The sequence below is a fragment of the Streptomyces longwoodensis genome (genome assembly GCF_001514125.1).
Lineage (GTDB): Bacteria > Actinomycetota > Actinomycetes > Streptomycetales > Streptomycetaceae > Streptomyces > Streptomyces longwoodensis.
The window spans coordinates 80,628-99,011 of record NZ_KQ948555.1; the positions used below are offsets into that span (position 1 = coordinate 80,628).

Genomic DNA, 18,384 nt, shown 5'->3' on the forward strand with positions numbered 1-18,384 from the left:
GGCAGCGGGAAGGGGCAGCCGGTTTTGAGCACGCACGCACCGCAGGCGGCGCAGGCCGTCACGCTGCCCACGACGCTCGACGAGGCCGTGGCGGCCCTCGCGGCCATGCCCGCCGCCGTGCCCGTCGCGGGCGGCACCGACCTGATGGCCGCCGTCAACTCCGGTCAGCTCAGACCCGCCGCCCTGGTCGGCCTCGGCCGGATCAGCGAGATCCGCGGCTGGCAGTACCAGGACGGACACGCGCTGCTCGGCGCCGGGCTCACGCACGCGCGCATGGGGCGCCCCGACTTCGCTGCGCTCATCCCGGCGCTCGCCGCCGCCGCGCGCGCCGCCGGACCGCCGCAGATCCGCAACGCGGGCACCCTCGGCGGCAACATCGCCTCCGCCGCGCCCACCGGCGACGCGCTGCCCGTGCTGGCGGCCCTGGAGGCGACCCTGATCATCGCGGGCCAGGGCGGGGACCGCCGCGAGATCCCCGTCTCCCACCTGCTGGCCGGCGTGGAGATGCTGCGCGGCGGCGAGCTCATCGGGTACGTGCGCGTGCCGCTGCTGCACGCGCCCCAGGTCTTCCTGAAGGCGACCGGCCGGACCGGCCCCGGGCGCGCCGTCGCCTCGGTGGCCCTGGTCCTCGACCCGGCCCGGCGGGGCGTGCGGTGCGCCGTCGGCGCCATAGCGCCCATGCCGCTGCGGCCGCTGGAGGCCGAGCAGTGGGTCGCCCGGCTGATCGACTGGGACAACAACCGCGCGATCGTCCCCGAGGCCCTGACCGCCTTCGGGGAGTACGTCGCCGCGGCCTGCATCCCCGACCCGGCCCCCGAGCCGGACGGCTCCGTGACGCAGTTGCCGCCCGCCGTACTGCACCTGCGGCGCACCGTCGCCGCGCTGGCCCGACGAGCACTGGGGAGGGCGCTGTCGTGACCGACGACCAGCACGCGGACCGGCACGGGCAGGACGCCCCGCGCAGCGGCGGCCGCTGGGACCCGCTGCCCCAGGGCGAGTACGACGACGGCGCCACCGCCTTCGTGCAGCTGCCCGAGGGCGGCATCGACGCCCTGCTGTCCGGCGACAGCCCGCTCGCGGCACCGGGCCAGTACGTCCCGCCGCAGATCCAGGCGAACACCCCGCACGAGGGCGCCCCGGCCCCCGGGGACACCGGCACGGGCGCGTGGGCGGCACCGGCCGGCGGCGTGCAGTGGCCCGAGCCGGGCCCGCCGACCTCCGGCGGCGACCGCTTCACGTACCACCCCGGCGCGACCGGCCAGTGGACGTTCGACGACACCGCGGCCCACACGGCCGGCCCGCCCACCGGTGTGCCGGAGCCCGCGCCCGGACCCGGGCACGACGTGACCGGACAGTGGTCGATCCCCGTCGCGGGGGGCGACCTGCCGGACGAGTCGGGCGAGTTCACCACGTCCTCCCTGGTCGAGCAGTGGGGCGGCGGCAGCCCCCCGGCCACCCTCCCCGGCGGCGCGCCGGCCCCCTGGGCGACCGGGCCGGCGGACCACGACCCGGGCGCGGCCGACCCGCACGGCGGGGACGCGCCGGGCGGTGAGGCCCACGGCGGTGACTCGTGGGGACGGCAGCCCGGTGACGGCGACACGCACGGCGGCCAGGGCTTCGACCCGCACGGCGGCCAGGGTCACGATCCGCACGGCGGCCAGGGTCACGATCCGCACGGCGGCCAGGCCCACGACACGCACGGCGGCCGGGGCTTCGACCCCCACGGCGGCGGCGTACCGGGCGGCTACGCGGACGCGGGGCCCCCCGCCGACGTCGGACAGCAGGGCGCGCACCCCGCGTCCCACGGCACACCCGACGCGCCGGGCGACGCGCGTCACCCCGCCCACGACGCCGAACCGTCGTACGGCCACGGCCCCGTGGAGGGCGTCCAGCCCCTGCCTGAGGCCCCCGCGAGCCACGACGGCACCGGGGATGCCCCCGGCCCCCACGAGGCCGCCGACGCGGCGCACAGGGCCGCCGCGACCGACGGCGAGACGCCCGCGGCCGAGGACACCGACGCCGACACAGGACCCGACCCCGCCGGAACCGCCGAGGCCCCCGAGACCCAGGACGCCCCGGCCGACGGCACCGACGGCGCCGTGCACCCCGACGGGCGCGAGCAGGACGACGTACCCCCGCCGCAGGCCCTCCACGAGGAGCACCCCCTCGCGTCGTACGTGCTGCGCGTCAACGGCTCCGACCGCCCCGTCACGGACGCGTGGATCGGCGAGTCGCTGCTGTACGTGCTGCGCGAGCGGCTCGGGCTCGCGGGCGCCAAGGACGGCTGCTCGCAGGGCGAGTGCGGGGCGTGCAGCGTGCAGGTCGACGGCCGGCTCGTCGCCTCCTGCCTGGTCCCGGCCGTCACCACGGCCGGCAGCGAGATCCGCACCGTCGAGGGCCTGGCCGTCGACGGGCAGCCGTCGGACGTGCAGCGGGCGCTGGCCCGGTGCGGCGCCGTGCAGTGCGGCTTCTGCGTGCCGGGCATGGCGATGACCGTGCACGACCTGCTGGAGGGCAACCCGGCGCCGACCGAGCTGGAGGCCCGCCAGGCGCTGTGCGGCAACCTCTGCCGCTGCTCCGGCTACCGGGGCGTGCTGCGCGCCGTCCAGGAGGTCGTGGCCGAGCGCGACACGCACGCGGGCGGCGACGACGACGCGGACGGCGACGAGGCGCGCATCCCGCACCAGGCGGGCCCGGGCGCCGGCGGCGTCCACGCGTCGGCGTTCGACCCGGCACCCCACCACGGGCGCGGGCAGACGCACGGGCCCGGGCACGGACAGGCGTACGGACAGGGCCAGGACGGAGGCCAGGCGTGAGCAACGAAGCCGCCACCGCGACCACCGCCGCGGAGGCCGCACCGGCACCGGATCCCATCGCGCACGGCCTGGGCGCGTCCCTGCCGCCCGCCGACGCCCGCGCCAAGACGGAGGGCACCTTCCCGTACGCGGCCGACCTGTGGGCCGAGGGCCTGCTGTGGGCGGCGGTGCTGCGCTCGCCGCACGCGCACGCGCGCATCGTGTCCATCGACACCTCCCACGCGCGCGAGATGCCCGGCGTGCGGGCCGTCGTCACCCACGAGGACGTGCCCGGCCGGGCGCTGCACGGGCGCGGCACGGTGGACCGCCCGGTGTTCGCCTCCGACGTCGTGCGCCACCACGGCGAGCCGATCGCGGCCGTCGCCGCCGACCACCCCGACACCGCGCGCATGGCCGCCGCGGCCGTCATCGTCGAGTACGAGGTGCTCGACCCGGTGACCGACCCCGAACAGGCCTTCGAGGCCGAGCCGCTGCATCCCGACGGCAACCTGATCCGGCACATCCCGCTGCGCCACGGCGACCCGGAGGCGGCCGGCGAGGTCGTCGTCGAGGGCCTGTACCGCATCGGCCGCCAGGACCCCGCCCCGATCGGCGCCGAGGCCGGGCTCGCCGTCCCGCGCCCCGACGGCGGCGTGGAGCTGTACCTGGCCTCCACCGACCCGCACGCCGACCGCGACACGGCCGCCGCGGTGTACGGCCTCGCCCCCGAGCGCGTGAAGATCGTCGTCACCGGGGTGCCCGGCGCCACCGCCGACCGCGAGGACCAGGGCTTCCAGCTGCCGCTCGGCCTGCTGGCGCTGAGGACCGGCTGCCCGGTGAAGCTCACGGCGACCCGCGAGGAGTCCTTCCTCGGCCACGTCCACCGCCACCCCACGCTGCTGCGGTACCGCCACCACGCCGACGCCGAGGGCCGGCTGGTGAAGGTCGAGGCACAGGTCCTGCTGGACGCGGGCGCGTACGCCGATACCTCCTCGGAGGCGCTGGCCGCCGCCGTGTCCTTCGCCTGCGGCCCCTACGTCGTGCCGAACGCCTTCATCGAGGGCTGGGCGGTGCGCACCAACAACCCGCCCTCCGGCCACGTGCGCGGCGAGGGCGCCCTCCAGGTCTGCGCGGCCTACGAGGCGCAGATGGACAAGCTCGCCAAGAAGCTCGGCCTCGACCCGGCGGAGCTGCGCCTGCGCAACGCGATGGCCACCGGCGACGTGCTGCCCACCGGCCAGACCGTGACGTGCCCGGCGCCCGTCGCCGAACTCCTCCAGGCCGTACGGGACTTCCCGCTGCCGCCGCTGCCCAAGGACGCGCCCGAGGACGAGTGGCTGCTGCCCGGCGGGCCCGAGGGCGCGGGTGAACCGGGGGCCGTGCGCCGGGGCGTGGGCTACGGCCTGGGCATGGTGCACATGCTCGGCGCGGAGGGCGCGGACGAGGTCTCCACGGCCACCGTGAAGGTCCAGGACGGCGTCGCGACGGTGCTGTGCGCCGCGGTGGAGACCGGGCAGGGCTTCACCACGCTCGCCCGCCAGATCGTCCAGGACACCCTCGGCGTCGACGAGGTCCACGTGGCGCCGGTCGACACCGACCAGCCCCCGGCCGGCGCGGGCTGCCGCGGCCGCCACACGTGGGTGTCGGGCGGTGCCGTGGAACGCGCCGCGAAGATGGTCCGCACCCAGCTGCTCCAGCCCCTCGCGCACAAGTTCGGCATGTCCACCGAACTGCTGCAGATCACGGACGGCAAGATCACCTCGTACGACGGGGTGCTGTCGACCACCGTCACCGAGGCGATGGACGGCAAGGAGCTGTGGGCGACGGCGCAGTGCCGCCCCCACCCCACGGAGCCGCTGGACGAGGCCGGCCAGGGCGACGCCTTCGTCGGACTGGCGTTCTGCGCGATCCGCGCGGTGGTGGACGTCGACATCGAGCTGGGCTCGGTGCGCGTGGTGGAGCTGGCGGTCGCCCAGGACGTGGGCCGCGTCCTCAACCCGGCGCAGCTGGAGGCCCGGATCGAGGCGGGCGTCACCCAGGGCGTCGGCATCGCGCTCACCGAGAACCTGCGCACCCCGCGCGGCCTGGTCCGCCACCCGGACCTCACCGGCTACGCGCTGCCCACGGCCCTGGACGCCCCGGACATCCGGATCGTCAAGCTCGTCGAGGAACGGGACGTGGTGGCGCCGTTCGGCGCGAAGGCAGTCAGCGCGGTGCCGGTGGTGACGTCCCCCGCGGCCGTCGCCTCGGCCGTACGGGCCGCCACCGGACGCCCCGTCAACCGCCTCCCCATCCGCCCCCAGGCCGCCGTGGTGACCCCCCAGTGAGCGGTCACGACGACCGCGGACCGCGCTACGAGCCCGCGCCGGGCGTAGGAAAACTGCTGCTGTGGATCGCGGTGTTCGCGCTGGCGGCGGTCGTGGTGGTGCTGGGCGGCGTCTACTTCACGTGAGGGCGTTCATGTGAGGACGACGGCACGCACGCGTGGCCGGAGACGGCCGGCCGCTGAGGGACGGTCATCGAGGGACGGCCGCTGAGGGACGGTTGCTGATGGACGGTGTCGTGCTGATCACCGGCGTGATGGCGTCGGGGAAGTCCACGGTGGCCCAGGCGCTCGCCGAGCGGCTGCCGAGGGCGGCACACGTGCGGGGCGACGCGTTCCGCCGGATGATCGTCTCCGGGCGCGCCGAGTACACCCCCGACGCCGGGCCGGACGGCGAGGCGCGGGCCCAACTGCTGCTGCGGCACCGCCAGTCGGCCGCCGCGGCGGACGCGTACGCCGCGGCCGGCTTCACGGCGGTCGTCCAGGACGTGGTCCTCGGCGCCGACCTCACGGCGTACGTACGGCTGGTGCGCACCCGCCCCCTGCACGTGGTCGTGCTCGCACCGCCCGCCGAGGAGGTCGCGCGGCGCGAGGCGGACCGCGCCAAGACCGGCTACGGGGCGTGGACGGTCCGGCGGCTCGACGAGGAGCTGCGGACGCGCACCCCGCGCCTCGGGCTGTGGCTGGACACCGGCGGGTGGAGCGTGGAGCGGACCGTGGCGGCGATCCTGGCGGGGCGGGAACGCGCCAGGGTGGCCTGACGTCTTCCCCCGGGAGCGTTCCCCGGAGGCGGGGCGTTGTCAGTGGTGCCGCGTAGTGTGCGAGGCAGTGGGGGCGGTCGTCCGGCACGCCGGTTCGCTGTCACTCACGGGCAGTACACACGGGGAAGCACGCACGGGAGCACGGGGGAGCGATGGGCAGGACCGACACCGTCACACCGGTGATCACATTCACCGAGGACGCGCTGGACCCCTTCGTCACGCACGTCCCCACGCGCCGCTGGCTGACCGGCCCAGGACTGCCCGTCGACGGCGGCCTGCTGACCTTCGACGCGGTGCGCACCGAGGGCCTGCGCACGGTCGGGGACTCCACCGGCGACCCCGGCCGCCTCGCGGCGCGGCTGCGCGACCAGCTGGTGATCGGCGGCATCCTGGGCGCCGACGGCCGGGAGCGGGAGTCGGTGCTGCTCGACGGGCTGACCGGCGCCGTCTCCACGACCCACTTCCTGCACGACCGCCCCGACCTGATGCGCACCCGCCCGCTGGCGCCCTCCCTGGGAACTCTGGTGCGCTTCGCCACGGCGGCCGACGAACTGGCGGCGCTGCGCGGCCAGTTCGCCTCCTACGCGGGCCGCTTCGGCCCCGAGGCGGTGGCGGAGGCGACGAACCAGCTGCTGGCGATCTTCGGCACGGACCCGCAGGGCCGTCCCGCGCCCTTCTGGACCATCACGGCGGTGATCCGCCCGCTCGCCCTCGTCGCCGGCCCCGGTACCCGGTCCGAATTGGCCCTCGACCTGCCGCCGCGGCTGCTGGACGACGCGTTCGGCGCCGCCGCGATCGTCCGCTTCGAGGAGGTCGACTTCCCGGCCGCCCTCACCCACGAGCCGACCCGCCGCTTCCTGCGGGAGGTGGGCCTGCCCGAGGACGGCGTCTGGTTCGGCGGCAACACCGAGGTCCAGCTCCCCACGCTCGCGGAGTACCACGAGGCCGACTGCGCCCCCGCCACCGCGCCCCTCCCGCCCGGCGCCGACCGCCTGATCCGGCTCGGCCGGCTGGTCGAGGACACCAGCCTGGTGGTCGACGGCGGCACGGGCGCGGTGCTGTCGTGGGGCGAACGGGACGCGGCGCTGCGCCCGTTGAACGCCGACGTGTCCACGCTGGCCTTCACCCTCTGGCTGGTCCACCAGGAGCGGTCCCTGGACGCGATCCACGATCTGACCGACGCGTACGACCAGTTGGCCGACACGATGACCCGCACCCTGTCCGCGGTGGACCCCGTGGCGTGCCACCCCGGCCGCAACCACTGGCCGACGGTCTTCGCGGCGGGGGTCGGCGGCGGGCCGGCGCCCGGGCGCTGAAAAACCACTGGGATCCCGGGACGCCCCCGCCCTAGGCTGGGGGCACTCCGACGAGACGTTCCCCCGGAAGTACGCCGCAGAGCGGGAGCGTCCCACCTCACCCGTACCGAGGTGCCGGAGGGGCGGCAGCCACCTTTGCCGACCCTTCCTCCCGGAGGTCCCGCCCATGAACGTCGGAATCGGCCTGCCCATCGGCGATCCCGCGACCCTGCTCACCTGGGCCCGGCGCGCCGACGCCGGCCCCTTCAGCACGCTCGGCCTGCTCGACCGGCTGGTCTACGACAACCCCGAGCCCCTGGTCGCCCTCGCCGTCCTGGCCGGCGCCACCCACCGCGTCCGCCTCCAGACCGAGGTGCTGCTCGCCCCGCTGCGCGACACCGCGCTCCTGGCCAAGCAGGCCGCCACCCTGGACCGGATGACCGGCGGCCGCCTGGTCCTCGGCCTCGGCATCGGCGGCCGCGCCGACGACCACCAGGCCGCCGGTGTCGACCTGCGCACGCGTGGCCGGCGCCTGGACGAACAGATGGCGGTGCTGCGCCGCTTGTGGTCCGGCGAGCCGTACGGCGACGGCGTCGGCCCCATCGGCCCCGCCCCGGCCCGCACCGGTGGTCCCGAGGTCCTGTTCGGCGGCTTCCGCCCGGCCGCGCTGGAACGCGTCGCCCGCTGGGGCGACGGCTTCCTCGCGGCCGCGCCGCCTTCCTGGGCGGGCACCCTCTTCGACACCGTCCGCACGTCCTGGACGGCCCACGGCCGCACGGGCGTCCCCCGCCTCGTCGCCCAGGTCAACGTGGCGCTGGGCCCGGACGAGGTGATCGAGGACGCCCGCACGAACATGCACGCGTACTACGACTTCACCGGCACCCCGGACCGCATGGTCTCCGGCCTCCTGACGACCCCGACGTCCGTCCGCGACGCCATCAGGGCCTACGAGGACCTGGGCGCCGACGAGGTGATGCTCTACTGCTACGGCACCGACCCGGCACAGGTGGACCGCCTGGCGGAGGTGGTGTGACCCGGGGTCACCCGAGAAGGGGTGACTGAACAACGACCGAAGGAGGCGGTGCCCCTCGGGGCACCGCCTCCTTCGTGACGCCCTGTCAGGCGGGCAGAGGCCGTGGCGGGAATCGAACCCACGTAACTCGCTTTGCAGGCGAGCCCCTGAACCACTCGGGCACACGGCCGTTCCCGGGGCGGGAGGTGGTGCGTTCCCTCCCGTTCCCGGTGACTCGACCGTACGGGCCGGGGAGCGGGGCGCTCAAGGGATCCCGGGCCCCCGCAACGCGACTGCCACACGCCGTTCATGAACCGCCGGGGCGGGACTACGACCAAGGTCCGAGGGGAGGACCGTCCCCCGACAGGGGTCACCGGCGGTCGTGGACCTTACTCTGGCGGGCATGGCCGTCGTGGAACCGGGTGACACCGTCGTCGCAGCAGACACCGCCGCCGCAGGGCAGACCGTGCTCGGGCGGTCGTACCGGGCGCTGAGTGTCGGGATCGTGTCCGTCGTGCTGCTCATCGCCTTCGAGGCGACCGCCGTCGGCACGGCCATGCCGGTCGCCGCGCGGGAGCTGGACGGGGTGTCGGTCTACGCGTTCGCCTTCTCCGGGTACTTCACCACCAGCCTCTTCGGCATGGTGCTCGCCGGGCAGTGGGCCGACCGGCGCGGGCCGCTCGGCGCGCTGACCGCGGGCATCGCCGCGTTCGCGGCCGGGCTGCTGCTCGCCGGGACCGCGGCCGCCATGTGGGTGTTCATCCTCGGGCGGGCCGTGCAGGGGCTCGGCGGCGGACTGGTCATCGTCGCCCTGTACGTGGTCGTCGGCCGCGCCTACCCGGAGCGGCTGCGGCCCTCGATCATGGCGGCCTTCGCGGCCAGTTGGGTCGTGCCGTCGGTCGTCGGGCCGCTCGCCTCCGGCGCGGTCACCGAGCACCTGGGCTGGCGCTGGGTGTTCATCGGCATCCCCGTCCTCGTCGTGCTGCCCCTCGCCCTCGCGCTGCCCCAGATACGCCGCCGCGCCGCCGGCCCGGTCGACGCCGGCGCCGGCCCGGCCTCGGTCGACCCGCGCCGCATCCGGCTCGCCCTCGCCGTGTCGCTGGGCGCGGGACTCGTGCAGTACGCCGTGCAGGACCTCGGGCCGCTCTCCCTCCTGCCCGGCCTGGCCGGGGCCGCGCTGCTCGTCCCGGCCGTGCGCGGGCTGCTGCCGCGCGGCACCTGCCGGGCCGCCCGCGGACTGCCCTCGGTGGTGCTGCTGCGCGGCCTCGCCGCCGGGTCCTTCATCGCCGCCGAGTCGTTCGTCCCGCTGATGCTGGTGACCCAGCGGGGCCTGTCGCCCACGCTCGCCGGGTTCTCGCTCGCGGCCGGCGGCGCGACCTGGGCGCTGGGGTCGTGGGTGCAGTCCCGGCCGGGCGTCGCGCCGTACCGGGAGCGGCTCATGGTGTCCGGCATGCTGCTGGTGGCCGCCGCCATCGCGGCCGCGCCCAGCGTGCTGATCCCCTCCGTGCCGGTCTGGACGGTCGCCGTCGCCTGGGCCTTCGGCTGCTTCGGGATGGGACTGGTCATCTCCTCCACGAGCGTGCTGCTGCTCCAGTTGTCCGCGCCCGAGGAGGCCGGCGCCAACTCCGCGGCCCTGCAGATCTCCGACGGCCTGTCCAACTCCCTCCTCCTCGCCCTGGGCGGCGCCGCCTTCGCCGCACTCGGCGGCGGCACGGTCGCCCACACGGCCACGACGGACACCGCGGGCGCGGCCACCGGCTCCCACCCCGCCGCGTTCGCCGCCGTCTTCCTCCCCATGGCCGTCGTCGCCCTCGCCGGCGCCTGGGTCACGACCCGCCTGCACACGCGCGACTGACCCCGCCCGCCGCCCGGAGCCCCTCCGCAAATCCCTCGCCCCGCCCCCGCCCCCGCCCCTACCCTCACCGCCATGCACCCCTTCCCCCGCACCCCGGACACCGCCGCCCTCCACGCCGCCCTCGACGACCTCGCCGACGCCACCGGACGCCGTCCGGAGGACCTCGTGACCGAGGCCGTGGCCGCGCACCTGCGGGCCGAGGAGGCGCGGGTGCGGGCCGTGGCCGAGCGGCTGGCCGACGCCCACGCCGGCCTGCTGGAGAGGCTCGGCGCATGACGACCCGCTTCCTCACCGTCGCCGAGGTCACCGACGTCGCGCGGGTCGCGTTCGGCGGGCAGCCGCCCGAGGTGCGCGCGCCCGGCCTGCTCGCGTCGGCCGCGCACCGGCCCCGCGCCCGCATGTTCGGCACCCCCGCCTACGACGACCTGTACGAGCAGGCCGCCGCGCTGCTGCACGCCGTCGCCACCAACCACCCCCTCGTGGACGGCAACAAGCGCGCGGCCTGGCTCGCGGCCGCCACCTTCCTCGCCCTCAACGGCGTCGACCTGGCCGGCTGCGACCAGGACGTCGCGTACGACCTCGTGGTCGACGTCGCCTCCGGGCGGGAGGGGGACGTCGGGGAGATCGCCGGGCGGCTGCGGGAGCTGTGATGTGGGTCCCACCCGGGCCGGGGCCGGGCTCGTCCGCGCGGTCGCGGGCGGGGGCCGCCGGTAGGGTGGCCCGGTTGCCGTACGCACCAGCCCACCGGTGGACCCAGGGCCCAGCAGACCCGGAGCCCGCCGGAAAACCCACCCGGAGACCGTGACTACCACCGCCGCTTCCTCCTCCTCGCACCACCTGTCACCGGCCTTCCCCGGCCGGGCCCCGTGGGGTACCGCCAGCAAGCTGCGTGCCTGGCAGCAGGGGGCGATGGAGAAGTACCTCCAGGAGCAGCCGCGCGACTTCCTCGCCGTCGCCACCCCCGGCGCCGGCAAGACGACCTTCGCGCTGACGCTCGCCTCCTGGCTGCTGCACCACCACGTCGTGCAGCAGGTGACCGTGGTCGCGCCCACCGAGCACCTGAAGAAGCAGTGGGCCGAGGCGGCCGCGCGCATAGGGATCAAGCTGGACCCGGAGTACAGCGCGGGACCGCTCTCCAAGGAGTACGACGGCGTCGCCGTGACGTACGCCGGTGTCGGCGTGCGCCCGATGCTGCACCGCAACCGCTCCGAGCAGCGCAAGACGCTCGTGATCCTCGACGAGATCCACCACGCCGGCGACAGCAAGTCCTGGGGCGAGGCCTGCCTGGAGGCGTTCGAACCGGCGGCCCGGCGCCTGGCGCTCACCGGTACGCCGTTCCGCTCCGACACCAACCCCATCCCCTTCGTGACGTACGAGGAGGGACAGGACGGCATCCGCCGCTCCGCCGCCGACTACACCTACGGCTACGGCTCCGCCCTCGCGGACGGCGTCGTGCGGCCCGTCATCTTCCTCTCCTACAGCGGCAACATGCGCTGGCGCACCAAGGCCGGCGACGAGATCGCCGCGCGGCTCGGCGAGCCGATGACCAAGGACGCGATCAGCCAGGCCTGGCGCACCGCGCTGGACCCGCGCGGCGACTGGATGCCGAGCGTGCTGCGCGCCGCCGACCAGCGGCTGACCGAGGTCAGGAAGGCCATCCCGGACGCGGGCGCGCTGGTCATCGCCTCCGACCAGGAGTCGGCCCGCGCCTACGCCAAGCTGATCCGGGAGATCACCGGCAGCGGGGCCACGCTCGTGCTGTCCGACGACGCGGGCGCCTCGAAGCGGATCGACGAGTTCAGCCAGAGCACCGACCGGTGGATGGTCGCCGTCCGCATGGTGTCCGAGGGCGTCGACGTGCCGCGCCTCGCGGTCGGCGTGTACGCGACGACGATCTCGACGCCGCTGTTCTTCGCCCAGGCCGTCGGCCGTTTCGTACGGTCCCGGCGGCGCGGCGAGACCGCCTCGGTGTTCCTGCCGACCGTGCCCGACCTGCTCGGCTTCGCCAACGAGATGGAGCGCGAACGCGACCACGTCCTCGACAAGCCGAAGAAGGACGGCGGCGAGGAGGACCCGTACGCCGAGTCCGAGAAGGAGATGGACGAGGCGAACCGGGAGCAGGACGAGGACACCGGCGAGCAGGACATGCTGCCCTTCGAGGCGCTGGAGTCCGACGCCGTCTTCGACCGGGTCATGTACAACGGCGCCGAGTTCGGCATGCAGGCCCACCCGGGCAGCGAGGAGGAGCAGGACTACCTCGGCATCCCCGGCCTGCTCGAACCCGACCAGGTGCAGCTGCTGCTCCAGAAGCGGCAGGCCAAGCAGATCGCGCACAGCCGGAAGAAGCCCGACACCGAGGCCGACCTGCTGGAGATGCCCGCCGAGCGGCGGCCCGTCGTCTCGCACAAGGAGCTGATGGAGCTGCGCCGGCAGCTCAACACGATGGTCGGCGCCTACGTCCACCAGAGCGGCAAGCCGCACGGCGTGATCCACACCGAGCTGCGCCGGGTGTGCGGCGGCCCGCCGAGCGCCGAGGCCACGGCCGGACAGCTGCGCCAGCGCATCGCCAAGGTCCAGGAGTGGGCCACTCGCATGAAGTGACCGCGGGTCCGCGTACGTACCGGGACAAAGTCCGGAAGTCCCCCCGGACCACTGACCGGATTCTGGACGGAGCCTTCCGCTCAGCGAACCCGTGCGGCTACTGTCCCGCTACGCACACGCCCCGTGGCAGCGCCGCCGCGGAGCGCAGCCGTGAAGCGACTCGGGCCCGGGAGGAACCCTGGCCGTCACCGATCGGCGGCCTCTGAAGCGCGTCACTGACGGGACTCGGTGACGCATCCGCCACGAAGGGGCCCGCCGACCTCACCGCTTGGAGGAGTGGGCGTCGTGACCGCGGAGACCTCTCAGACGCTCGACCGGGGACTACGGGTCCTCAAACTGCTGGCCGACACCGACCACGGGCTGACCGTCACCGAGCTGTCCACCAAACTGGGTGTGAACCGGACCGTGGTGTACCGGTTGCTGGCCACGCTCGAACAGCACGCCCTCGTCCGGCGTGACCTCGGCGGACGGGCCCGGGTGGGCCTCGGTGTGCTGCGGCTCGGCCGTCAGGTGCACCCCCTGGTCCGGGAGGCGGCGCTGCCCGCGCTGCGCTCGCTGGCCGAGGACATCGGGGCCACCGCGCACCTGACGCTGGTGGACGGCGCCGAGGCGCTGGCCGTCGCCGTGGTCGAGCCCTCGTGGACGGACTACCACGTGGCCTACCGGGCCGGGTTCCGCCACCCCCTGGACCGCGGGGCCGCGGGCCGGGCGATCCTCGCCGCACGCCAGCAGCCGCTGGGGGAGCCGGGCTACACCCTCACGCACGGCGAGCTGGAGGCCGGCGCGAGCGGGGCGGCGGCGCCCCTGATCGGTGTGACCGGGGTCGAGGGCAGCGTCGGGGTGGTCATGCTCGCCGACGCGATACCGGAGCGCGTGGGCCCGAGGGTGATGGACGCGGCCCGCGAGGTGGCGGAGGCCCTGCGCTGACCGCCGCGGCCGGCCGGGACGGCCGCCGGGGGGCGGGCCGGGGCGTACCCGACCGGGTCGACCGCGTCCCGTCGCCCCGCACCGGCACCGTTACATTGGCTCCGTGCTCTCACGCCTCACACGCCCCCAAGCCCTGGCCGCCTGTGCCGTGCCCCTCGTCGCGCTGCTCGGCACGGCCGCCTTCGCGCCGCTGCCGTTCTCCGTGGCGCAGCCGGGGATGACGGCCAACGTGCTCGGGGACAACAAGGGCACACCGGTGATCACGATCCAGGGGGCACCCACCCGGCCGACCCGCGGCCAGCTGCGGATGACCACGATCGAGGCGACCAACCCGGACACCCGGGTCTCCCTCGGCGACGTGCTCGACGCCTGGTTCGCCACCGACCGCGCCGTCATGCCGCACGACTCGGTCTACCCCAGCGGGAAGAGCACCCGGGAGATCGAGGAGCACAACACCGAGCAGATGGAGCAGTCGCAGGACGCGGCCACCGCGGCGGCCCTGCGCTACCTGCACCTGAGCGCCTCCGACGTCAAGGTCACCCTGCGGCTCGCCGACGTCGGCGGCCCCAGCGCGGGCCTGCTGTTCTCCCTCGGCATCGTCGACAAGCTGGACGGCGACGGCAGCGGCGGCGACCTCACCGGCGGCCGGGTCGTCGCCGGCACCGGCACGATCGAGGCGGACGGCTCGGTCGGCGCGGTCGGCGGTGTCGGCCTGAAGACGCAGGCCGCGCGCCGGGACGGCGCCACCGTCTTCCTCGTGCCGAAGGACGAGTGCTCCGACGCCACGTCCGAGCTGCCGAAGGGGCTGCGGCTGGTCCCGGTCACCACCCTCGAGGGCGCGGTCGGCGCGCTGAAGGCCCTGGAGTCCGGCAAGGGCACCGTGCCCAGCTGCTAGGGGGGACCGCTGCTCAGCCCTGCTTCACGAACCCCTGCTGCGTCATCCACTCCAGTGCCACCAGGTGCGGGTCCTGCCCCTCGACGTCCACCTTGGCGTTGAGGTCCTGCGCCACCGTGTTGGTCAGCCTGCGCGTGACGGGGGCCAGGATGTCGGCGATCTGCGGGTACTTCTCCAGCGTCTTGGTGTGGATCATCGGGGCGGCGTTGTAGTTGGGGAAGAACTTCCTGTCGTCCTCCATGACCACCAGGTGCATCGCCTTGATGCGGCCGTCCGTGGTGAACACCTCGCCGTAGGTGCAGCTGCCCTTGGCGACCTGGGTGTAGATGATGCCGGTGTCCATCTGGGTGATGTTCTTGGCCGGCAGTGACATGCCGTACTTCTTCTCCATGCCCGGCAGGCCGTCCGCGCGGTTGGCGAACTGGCTCTCCACGCACAGGGTCACCGCGCCCGGGTCCTTCTCGGCCAGCGCGGCCACCTCGGACAGGGTCTTCGTGCCGTACTTCTTGAAGTTGGCCTGGTTCGTGGCGAGCGCGTAGGTGTTGTTGAGCGGGGCCGGGTCCAGCCAGGTGACGCCGTTCCTGCGGTCGGCGTCGCGCACCGCCTCCCACTGCTCGTGCGGGTCGGGGATGGGCTGGGTGTTGCCGAGGTAGTTGATCCAGCCGGTGCCGGTGTACTCGTAGTCGGCGTCGGCGGAGCCCTGCCGCACGGCCTCGCGGGAGCCGATGGAGCCCTGGATGCCGGTGCGGTCCAGGACGTCGGCGCCGGCCGCCTGGAAGGCGATGCCCATGATCGCGCCGAGGACCAGTTGCTCGCTGAACTCCTTGGAGGTGACCGTCAGGTGCGCGCCCTTGAGCGGCTCGCCCTGCCCGATGGTCCCGGGCCGCACGTCGTCCGCCATCGGTGACCCGCTGCTCAGCCCGCACCCCGGGGCCAGCAGCAGGAGCCCGCACAGCAGCAGACGGCGGGAGCGCAGCGGCAGACGGCGGGAGCCGGGGCGCGGGCGGCCGGTCCGGCGCCTCATCGTCCGTCCTCCAGCCCGCGCGGCCGCAGCAGCAGCTCCGCCAGGGACGCCAGCCAGTCCACCAGCAGCGCCAGCGCCACCGTGAGGATCGAGCCCAGCACCAGGACCGGCATGCGCTGGTTGGTGATCCCGGTGGTGATCAGAACGCCCAGGCCGCCGCCCCCGCCGAAGGTGGCCAGGGTCGCCGTGCCGACGTTGAGGACGAGGGCCGTGCGCACGCCCGCGAGGATCAGCGGCACCGCGAGGGGCAGTTCGACCCGGGTGAGCACGCCCAGCGAGGACATCCCGATGCCGCGGGCCGCCTCGAGCAGCGTCGGGTCGTTGGCGTCGAGCCCGGCGATCGTGTTGGACAGCACCGGCAGCACGGCGTAGATGACGATGCCGATGAGGGCCGCCTTCATGCCGGTGCCCAGCCAGATCACCAGCAGTGCCAGCAGGCCGATCGCCGGGGTCGCCTGGCCGGTGTTGGCGAACGCCATCGCCACCGGGGTCGCCCTGCGCAGGGACCGGCGGGTGAGCAGGATGCCCGCCGGGATGGCGATGACCAGCACGAAGAAGGTGGAGATCACGGTCAGTTCGACGTGCTGCCACAGTGCCTTGGAGACCTGGCCGCCCGACAGCGCGTTCTCGGAGATCGCGTCCAGTTCGGCCTGCCGGAACCACAGCCAGGTCGCCAGCAGCAGGGCGACGAGGAACAGCGGCAGCAGGGTCAGCTTCTGCCAGGTGATCCGCGACCGCCCCGCTGCGGCCGCCGGCCGTCCGGCCCCCCGTCCCGTGTCGCCCGCTCCGCCGCTGCCGCCCGGGCCGGTCCCGGTCCCCTCGGAGCCGCCGTCCGCCGCTCCGGTATCGTCCCCGGCGTCCGGGCCGTCGGCCAGGTCCACCCCGTGCCGCGCGACGACTACGCCGTCCGCGCGGTCACCGGCCGCCACGCCGCCCGCACCGCCAGCGCCCACGCCGCCCGCGCCGCCCGCACCGCGCTGGCCGTCACCCCGTCCCGTCAGTCCCCTCATGCCGTCGTCCCCCCGCTCGCGCCCTCCTGTTCGGCGTGGGTCTGCGCGGCCCGGGTCTCCGCCAGGTCGTGCTGGTGCTCCATGGCCTCCAGGCGGTCGGCCTCCAGCAGCTCGTGCACGGAGTTCATCAGCGTCTCCATGTCGACGACGCCCGTGTACTCCCCGCGCCGCCCGGTCACCGCGGCCCGCCCGGAGCTGTCGGTGAGGACCGCCTCCAGCGCGTCGCGCAGGGTCGCGTCCCGGGTCACCGTGTCGTGCACCAGCGTCCCCGCACGCGCCAGCGAGCCCTTGGCGCGCATCAGGTCGCCGCGCCGCAGCCACTTGTAGGGGCGGCCCCGCCGGTCCAGCAGCAGGATCTCGTTGGTGCCGCTGGAGCGCAGCCGGTTGAAGATCGTCTGCAGCGGGTCGTCGACGGTCACCGTCGGGTAGTCGGTGATCTCCACGTCCCGGACGCGCGTGAGGTTGAGCCGCTTCAGGGCGGCCCCGGCGCCGACGAACCCGGACACGAAGTCGTCCGCCGGGTTGGTGAGGATCGCCTCCGGGGTGTCGAACTGGGCGATGTGCGAGCGTTCGCGCAGCACCGCGATCCGGTCGCCCAGCTTGATCGCCTCGTCGAAGTCGTGGGTGACGAACACGATCGTCTTGTGCAGCTCGCGCTGGAGGCGGATCAGCTCGTCCTGGAGGTGGTCGCGGGTGATCGGGTCGACCGCGCCGAACGGCTCGTCCATCAGCAGCACCGGCGGGTCCGCGGCGAGCGCCCGGGCGACGCCCACCCGCTGCTGCTGGCCGCCGGACAGCTGCCGGGGATAGCGGCCGCGGAACTCGCCGGGGTCGAGCCCCACCAGGTCCAGCAGCTCCTCCACCCGGTCCCTGGTCCGGCCCGTGGACCAGCCGGTCATCCTCGGCACCAGGGCGATGTTCTGGGCGACGGTCATGTGCGGGAACAGCCCGGCCGACTGGATCGCGTAGCCGATCTTGCGGCGCAGCTTCACCGGGTCGATGTCGGTGACGTCCTCGCCGCCGATGCGGATGCGGCCGCCGGTCGGCTCGATCAGCCGGTTGATCATCTTCAGCGTGGTGGACTTCCCGCACCCCGAGGGCCCGACGAAGATGACGGTCTCGCCCGCCTTGATCTCCATGCTGACGTTGTCGACGGCGGGCCGGGGACTGCCCGGGTACAGCTTGCTCAGGTTCTCCAGCTCGATGGTCGCGCCCCCGGCCGACGACTCAGACACGGATCCCCCTCGGAATGGTCAGCCGTCCGATGAGGACGTACGCGGCGTCGAACAGCAGCGCCAGCACGATGATCCCGAGCGTGCCGGCGAGGACCTGGTTGAGCGCGTTCGCGCTGCCCAGCGAGGAGATGCCGCGGAAGATCTCGTTGCCGAGGCCGGGCCCGGAGGCGTAGGCGGCGATGGCGGCGATGCCCATCAGCATCTGGGTGGCGACGCGGATCCCGGTGAGGATCGGCGGCCAGGCCAGCGGCAGCTCGACCCGCAGCAGCCGGGCGAGACGGGACATCCCGATGCCGCGCGCCGCGTCGACCAGGGAGGGGTCCACCCCGCGCAGCCCGACGATCGCGTTGCGCACGATCGGCAGCAGCCCGTACAGCGTCAGCGCGGTGACCGTCGGCGGCACGCCCAGGCCGACGACCGGGATGAGCAGGCCGATCATGGCGAGCGAGGGGATGGTCAGGACGGTCGACGTGGCCGTGGTGGCGAGGCCGCCGGCCCAGTCGCTGCGGTAGGTGGCGACCGCGATCAGCACCCCGATCAGGGTGGCCACGACCATGCACTGGAAGACGGCGCTCGCGTGCTGGTAGGCGTCGGTGAGCAGCTGCTGGTGCCGGCTGCTCAGGTACTCCCAGAAGGTCACGCGGCACCTCC

The 18,384-nt window shown here is 74.7% G+C and carries 17 protein-coding genes and 1 tRNA gene; 13 read left to right on the forward strand and 5 right to left on the reverse strand.

What is annotated here, in order from left to right; translation table 11 throughout:
- The first annotated feature begins 24 nt into the window (after positions 1-24).
- The 7 genes from AQJ30_RS20200 (at position 25) to AQJ30_RS20225 (ending at position 8,207) form a co-directional block, all read left to right on the forward strand.
- Entirely contained in the window at positions 25-918 is an 894-nt protein-coding gene (locus tag AQJ30_RS20200; protein WP_067235961.1) for an FAD binding domain-containing protein, read from the forward strand.
- Positions 915-2,816, forward strand: coding sequence for a 2Fe-2S iron-sulfur cluster-binding protein (locus AQJ30_RS20205; protein ID WP_067235962.1), 1,902 nt, complete (start codon positions 915-917; stop codon positions 2,814-2,816). Before AQJ30_RS20200 ends, AQJ30_RS20205 begins: the two co-directional genes overlap by 4 nt.
- A complete protein-coding gene (locus AQJ30_RS20210) occupies positions 2,813-5,122 on the forward strand; it encodes a xanthine dehydrogenase family protein molybdopterin-binding subunit (protein WP_067235964.1) in 2,310 nt (769 codons plus the stop codon). Before AQJ30_RS20205 ends, AQJ30_RS20210 begins: the two co-directional genes overlap by 4 nt.
- On the forward strand, positions 5,119-5,247 hold the full coding sequence (locus tag AQJ30_RS39840) for a hypothetical protein (RefSeq protein ID WP_281200948.1): 129 nt from the start codon (positions 5,119-5,121) through the stop codon (positions 5,245-5,247). Before AQJ30_RS20210 ends, AQJ30_RS39840 begins: the two co-directional genes overlap by 4 nt.
- Positions 5,248-5,345: 98 nt before the next feature.
- Positions 5,346-5,879 (forward strand): AAA family ATPase, encoded by a 534-nt coding sequence (locus AQJ30_RS20215; protein ID WP_067235967.1) that lies wholly within the window; start codon positions 5,346-5,348, stop codon positions 5,877-5,879.
- Positions 5,880-6,031: 152 nt separating this feature from the next.
- Positions 6,032-7,195 carry an SUKH-4 family immunity protein gene (locus AQJ30_RS20220; protein ID WP_067235968.1) on the forward strand — a complete coding sequence of 388 codons (1,164 nt, stop codon included), beginning with the start codon at positions 6,032-6,034 and terminating at the stop codon, positions 7,193-7,195.
- A gap of 166 nt (positions 7,196-7,361) precedes the next feature.
- The gene (locus AQJ30_RS20225; RefSeq protein ID WP_067235971.1) at positions 7,362-8,207 is read left to right on the forward strand and encodes an LLM class flavin-dependent oxidoreductase; all 846 of its coding nucleotides are present in this window, start codon (positions 7,362-7,364) and stop codon (positions 8,205-8,207) included.
- Between the two features lie 97 nt (positions 8,208-8,304).
- On the opposite strand, the gene AQJ30_RS20230 is transcribed toward AQJ30_RS20225, so the two are convergent.
- Positions 8,305-8,376: transfer RNA gene (locus AQJ30_RS20230), tRNA-Cys, on the reverse strand.
- Positions 8,377-8,589: 213 nt separating this feature from the next.
- Between AQJ30_RS20230 and AQJ30_RS20235 the strand changes: the two genes are divergently transcribed.
- The 6 genes from AQJ30_RS20235 (at position 8,590) to AQJ30_RS20260 (ending at position 14,464) form a co-directional block, all read left to right on the forward strand.
- Positions 8,590-10,041, forward strand: coding sequence for an MFS transporter (locus tag AQJ30_RS20235; RefSeq protein ID WP_067235974.1), 1,452 nt, complete (start codon positions 8,590-8,592; stop codon positions 10,039-10,041).
- A gap of 72 nt (positions 10,042-10,113) precedes the next feature.
- Entirely contained in the window at positions 10,114-10,317 is a 204-nt protein-coding gene (locus tag AQJ30_RS20240) for a hypothetical protein (protein ID WP_067235977.1), read from the forward strand.
- Complete coding sequence (locus AQJ30_RS20245) at positions 10,314-10,691, forward strand: type II toxin-antitoxin system death-on-curing family toxin (protein ID WP_067235979.1); 378 nt, start codon at positions 10,314-10,316, stop codon at positions 10,689-10,691. The genes AQJ30_RS20240 and AQJ30_RS20245 overlap by 4 nt, the downstream gene beginning before the upstream one ends.
- A 151-nt stretch (positions 10,692-10,842) precedes the next feature.
- Complete coding sequence (locus tag AQJ30_RS20250; protein ID WP_067235982.1) at positions 10,843-12,642, forward strand: DEAD/DEAH box helicase; 1,800 nt, start codon at positions 10,843-10,845, stop codon at positions 12,640-12,642.
- Positions 12,643-12,927: 285 nt separating this feature from the next.
- On the forward strand, positions 12,928-13,569 hold the full coding sequence (locus AQJ30_RS20255) for an IclR family transcriptional regulator (RefSeq protein ID WP_067235984.1): 642 nt from the start codon (positions 12,928-12,930) through the stop codon (positions 13,567-13,569).
- A gap of 103 nt (positions 13,570-13,672) precedes the next feature.
- Complete coding sequence (locus AQJ30_RS20260; RefSeq protein WP_067235987.1) at positions 13,673-14,464, forward strand: S16 family serine protease; 792 nt, start codon at positions 13,673-13,675, stop codon at positions 14,462-14,464.
- A gap of 13 nt (positions 14,465-14,477) precedes the next feature.
- Here the strand turns inward: AQJ30_RS20260 and AQJ30_RS20265 are convergent, their stop codons facing one another.
- The 4 genes from AQJ30_RS20265 to AQJ30_RS20280 are packed head-to-tail and all read right to left on the reverse strand — an operon-like array spanning position 14,478 to position 18,373.
- Positions 14,478-15,488: a glycine betaine ABC transporter substrate-binding protein gene (locus tag AQJ30_RS20265; protein ID WP_079084160.1), complete on the reverse strand. Its 1,011-nt coding sequence runs from the start codon at positions 15,486-15,488 to the stop codon at positions 14,478-14,480.
- Positions 15,485-16,498 carry an ABC transporter permease gene (locus tag AQJ30_RS20270; protein WP_245726995.1) on the reverse strand — a complete coding sequence of 338 codons (1,014 nt, stop codon included), beginning with the start codon at positions 16,496-16,498 and terminating at the stop codon, positions 15,485-15,487. Before AQJ30_RS20270 ends, AQJ30_RS20265 begins: the two co-directional genes overlap by 4 nt.
- A complete protein-coding gene (locus AQJ30_RS20275; protein WP_067235989.1) occupies positions 16,495-17,733 on the reverse strand; it encodes a betaine/proline/choline family ABC transporter ATP-binding protein in 1,239 nt (412 codons plus the stop codon). Before AQJ30_RS20275 ends, AQJ30_RS20270 begins: the two co-directional genes overlap by 4 nt.
- Positions 17,726-18,373 carry an ABC transporter permease gene (locus AQJ30_RS20280; RefSeq protein WP_067235991.1) on the reverse strand — a complete coding sequence of 216 codons (648 nt, stop codon included), beginning with the start codon at positions 18,371-18,373 and terminating at the stop codon, positions 17,726-17,728. The genes AQJ30_RS20275 and AQJ30_RS20280 overlap by 8 nt, the downstream gene beginning before the upstream one ends.
- Between the last annotated feature and the right edge of the window lie 11 nt (positions 18,374-18,384).

What these genes read in the sequence shown, in the direction of transcription:
- AQJ30_RS20215 (WP_067235967.1), top strand. Translation starts at nt 5,346, where the DNA reads ATGGACGGTGTCGTGCTGATCACCGGCGTGATGGCGTCGGGGAAGTCC.
- AQJ30_RS20225 (WP_067235971.1), top strand. Translation starts at nt 7,362, where the DNA reads ATGAACGTCGGAATCGGCCTGCCCATCGGCGATCCCGCGACCCTGCTC.
- AQJ30_RS20240 (WP_067235977.1), top strand. Translation starts at nt 10,114, where the DNA reads ATGCACCCCTTCCCCCGCACCCCGGACACCGCCGCCCTCCACGCCGCC.
- AQJ30_RS20270 (WP_245726995.1), bottom strand. Translation starts at nt 16,498, where the DNA reads ATGAGGGGACTGACGGGACGGGGTGACGGCCAGCGCGGTGCGGGCGGC.
- AQJ30_RS20220 (WP_067235968.1), top strand. Translation starts at nt 6,032, where the DNA reads ATGGGCAGGACCGACACCGTCACACCGGTGATCACATTCACCGAGGAC.
- AQJ30_RS20235 (WP_067235974.1), top strand. Translation starts at nt 8,590, where the DNA reads ATGGCCGTCGTGGAACCGGGTGACACCGTCGTCGCAGCAGACACCGCC.
- AQJ30_RS20265 (WP_079084160.1), bottom strand. Translation starts at nt 15,488, where the DNA reads ATGAGGCGCCGGACCGGCCGCCCGCGCCCCGGCTCCCGCCGTCTGCCG.
- AQJ30_RS20245 (WP_067235979.1), top strand. Translation starts at nt 10,314, where the DNA reads ATGACGACCCGCTTCCTCACCGTCGCCGAGGTCACCGACGTCGCGCGG.